Here is a 3,526-nt window from a genome sequence, read left to right as displayed (position 1 = left end):
GGGCCCGGTTCGTATACGAACCGGGCCCCACGCCTGTGTGTCCTCAGAAGCCCGGCGGCTCCGTGTAGACGCCCCACTCGTCGCGCAGGACCCCGCAGATCTCGCCCAGGGTCGCCTCGGCGCGGACCGCGTCCAGCATCGGGGCGATCATGTTGGAGCCGTCGCGCGCGGCCGTGAGCATCGCGTCCAGGGCGGCGCGGACCTTCGCGTCGTCCCGGCGGGCCTTGCGGTCGGCGAGGACGCGGACCTGCTCGCGCTCGACCTCGTGGCTGACCCGCAGGATCTCCAGGTCCCCGGTGACCGAACCGGTGGCCGTGTTGACGCCCACGACCTTCTTGTCGCCCTTCTCCAGGGACTGCTGGTAGCGGAAGGCGGACTCGGCGATCTCGCCGGTGAACCAGCCGTCCTCGATCCCGCGCAGGATGCCGGAGGTGATCGGGCCGATGGGGTGCCTGCCGTCCGGGTGGGACCGCAGGCCCCGCTCCCGGATCTGCTCGAAGATCTTCTCGGCGTCCGCCTCGATCCGGTCGGTGAGCTGCTCCACGTACCAGGAACCGCCCAGCGGGTCGGCGACGTTGGCGACGCCGGTCTCCTCCATCAGCACCTGCTGGGTGCGCAGGGCGATCTCGGCGGCCTGCTCACTGGGGAGCGCCAGGGTCTCGTCGAGGGCGTTGGTGTGCAGGGAGTTGGTGCCGCCGAGGACCGCGGACAGGGCCTCCACGGCCGTGCGGACGACGTTGTTGTAGGGCTGCTGGGCGGTGAGGGAGACACCGGCGGTCTGGGTGTGGAAGCGCAGCCACTGCGCCTTGTCCGTCTTCGCGCCGTACACCTCCTTCATCCAGCGGGCCCAGATCCGGCGCGCGGCGCGGAACTTGGCGATCTCCTCGAAGAAGTCGAGGTGCGCGTCGAAGAAGAAGGAGAGGCCGGGCGCGAAGACGTCCACGTCCAGACCGCGGGAGAGGCCCAGCTCCACGTAGCCGAAGCCGTCGGCGAGGGTGTACGCCAGCTCCTGCGCGGCCGTGGCCCCGGCCTCGCGGATGTGGTAGCCGGAGACGGAGAGCGGCTTGTACGCGGGGATGCCGGCGGCGCAGTGCTCCATCAGGTCGCCGATCAGGCGCAGATGGGGCTCGGGCTGGAAGAGCCACTCCTTCTGCGCGATGTACTCCTTGAAGATGTCCGTCTGGAGGGTGCCGTTGAGCACCCCCGGGTCCACGCCCTGGCGCTCGGCGGCGACCAGGTACATGCAGAAGGCGGGGACGGCCGGACCGGAGATGGTCATGGAGGTCGTCACATCGCCGAGGGGGATGTCCTTGAACAGGATCTCCATGTCGGCGGCCGAGTCGATGGCGACTCCGCAGTGGCCGACCTCGCCGAGGGAGCGGGGGTCGTCGGAGTCGCGGCCCATCAGGGTCGGCATGTCGAAGGCGACGGAGAGCCCGCCGCCGCCGGCCGCGAGGATCATCTTGTAGCGCTCGTTCGTCTGCTCCGCGTTCCCGAAACCGGCGAACTGGCGGATGGTCCAGGTGCGGCCCCGGTAGCCGGTCGGGTGGAGTCCCCGGGTGAACGGGTACTCGCCGGGCCAGCCGATGCGCTCGAAGCCCTCGTAGGTGTCGCCCGGGCGCGGGCCGTAGACCGGCTCCACCTCGTCCCCGGAGAGGGTGGTGAAGTCGGCGTCCCGCTTGCGGGCCTTGTCGTAACGGGCCTGCCAGCGACGGCGGCCTTCCTCGATGGCGTCAGCGTCCATGCTTCGAATTTACTAGGACGTCCTAGTAAATGTCGATGGCCGACCGCCGCGAGCCGCGCTCGCGGCGGTGTGCGCCGGGGTGGGCGGGGCCGGTGGGCCTGGTGTCCTTGCGCCCTGGTGTCCTGGCGCCCTTACGCCTCGGCCTTGACCGGGCCGCCGGGCTTGCCGTCCGTGATCAGGGCGCGGGCCTCGCGGCTGACCTTGGGCTCCACGAAGAACGACGCGAAGGGGATGCAACCGGCCGCCAGCACCCACAGCAGCTTGCCGAAGGACCACTTCGCCTTGGTGCCGAGGTCGAAGGCGAAGACCACGTAGACGATGAAGAGCACACCGTGGATCTGCGAGATCAGCATGGTGTCGCCGGTCTCGAACCCGTACTTCAGGACGATGGCGCCGGTGAACACCAGCAGCCAGACGGCGGTGAGGTAGGCCATCACCCGGTAGCGGGTCAGCACGTTCGCTTTCATGGCCCCGAGGGTATCCGGCGGCCGGGGGCGATCTTCGGGCGGGCCGGGGCTCGCGGGCGGGCGCGGGGGCGGGCGCGGGGGCCGGGTTTTCGTGGGCGCCGCTACTTCTCGTCGAAGTCCTCCGCCGCGACCCGCAGCGGCCGGAGCATCGCGAAGATCTCCGCGCACTCCTCCGCGTCGTACGCGCGCAGCCCGAAGTCCATGTCCATCAGGTCCCGGGTGGCCGCCTCGACCACCTCGCGCCCCTTTTCGGTGATCGACGCGAGGGTGCCGCGCCCGTCGTTCGGGTTCGGCCGCTTGGCGACGAAACCGGCCCTGACCAGGCGGTCCACCGTGTTGGTCACGGAGGTCGGGTGCACCATCAGCCGCTCGCCGATCTTCGACATCGGCAGCTCCCCGGCCTTGGAGAAGGTCAGCAGGACCAGCGCCTCGTACCGGGCGAAGGTCAGTCCGTACGGCTTGACGACGGCGTCCACCTCGGCGAGCAGGATCTGGTGCGCGCGCATGATCGAGGTGATGGCCGCCATCGACGGCACGGGTCCCCAGCGCTGCTGCCAGAGTTCGTCGGCGCGGGCGATGGGATCGAAGGGGAGGCTGAGCGGCTTCGGCACGGCACCGACCTTACCCACTGGTCACATCGTGGTCAGCCCCGTCTCGCCCCTCGGTCCGGGCCGCCGGGCCCCGAGGCACGGCCCCGCAGCGCCGGGCCTCCGGCACCAGCGCCGGCCCGCGCACCGTCCCCCCGAAATCGGGTGGCCGGGTGCTCGGAGCGCGTCCTATGGTCGTCCGATGCCATCGGTCAAGCAGGTCCAGATCACCTTCGACTGCGCGGACCCGGAGCGCGTCGCCCGCTTCTGGAGCGAGGTGCTGGGGTACGTCGTCCCGCCGCCGCCCGAGGGGTTCGACTCCTGGGACGCCTACCAGCACTCCCTCCCGCCCGAGGAACGGGGCGCCTGGTTCGCCTGCGCCGACCCCACGGGGGTGGGCCCGCGCTTCTTCTTCCAGCGCGTGCCGGAGGGCAAGGTCGTCAAGAACCGGGTGCACATCGACGTACGCGTCGGCACCGGGCTCGTGGGGGACGAGCGCGTCGCCGCGCTGGAGGCCGAGTGCGCGCGGCTGCTTCCGCTGGGGGCGACCCGTGTCCGGCTCCTCCTCGCCGACGAGGAGAACGAGTCGTGCCTGCTGATGCAGGACGTCGAGGGCAACGAGTTCTGCCTCGACTGAGAAAGTGTTGGGTAATTGATCAACTGCTGCTTGTAGTCGACGGTGGTGATCTTCGCGGTCTGAGAGTTCGCGAAGATCACCGTCATGTGTG

Annotated in this window: 4 protein-coding genes; 1 reads left to right on the top strand and 3 read right to left on the bottom strand. The window is 70.2% G+C overall.

From position 1 onward, the window contains the following. Positions 1 to 43 precede the first annotated feature (43 nt). The 3 genes from ABZ457_RS30540 to ABZ457_RS30530 all read right to left on the bottom strand — a co-directional run bounded on the left by ABZ457_RS30540 (position 44) and on the right by ABZ457_RS30530 (position 2,822). A complete protein-coding gene (locus ABZ457_RS30540) occupies positions 44 to 1,744 on the bottom strand; it encodes a methylmalonyl-CoA mutase family protein (protein ID WP_359164309.1) in 1,701 nt (566 codons plus the stop codon). A 131-nt stretch (positions 1,745 to 1,875) separates the two neighbouring features. Next, positions 1,876 to 2,211: a DUF3817 domain-containing protein gene (locus ABZ457_RS30535; RefSeq protein WP_037744359.1), complete on the bottom strand. Its 336-nt coding sequence runs from the start codon at positions 2,209 to 2,211 to the stop codon at positions 1,876 to 1,878. Positions 2,212 to 2,312: 101 nt separating this feature from the next. After that, positions 2,313 to 2,822 (bottom strand): MarR family transcriptional regulator, encoded by a 510-nt coding sequence (locus ABZ457_RS30530; RefSeq protein ID WP_359164305.1) that lies wholly within the window; start codon positions 2,820 to 2,822, stop codon positions 2,313 to 2,315. A 178-nt stretch (positions 2,823 to 3,000) separates the two neighbouring features. On the opposite strand from ABZ457_RS30530, the gene ABZ457_RS30525 reads away from it, so the two are divergent. Continuing rightward, positions 3,001 to 3,435 (top strand): VOC family protein, encoded by a 435-nt coding sequence (locus tag ABZ457_RS30525; RefSeq protein ID WP_359164302.1) that lies wholly within the window; start codon positions 3,001 to 3,003, stop codon positions 3,433 to 3,435. The last annotated feature ends 91 nt before the right edge of the window (positions 3,436 to 3,526 follow it).

The sequence above is a fragment of the Streptomyces sp. NPDC005805 genome, assembly GCF_040630445.1.
In the GTDB taxonomy this organism is placed as follows: Bacteria; Actinomycetota; Actinomycetes; order Streptomycetales; family Streptomycetaceae; genus Streptomyces.
The sequence above is the reverse complement of the archived record's forward strand: the minus strand, read 5'-3'. Positions and strand labels throughout refer to the sequence as shown.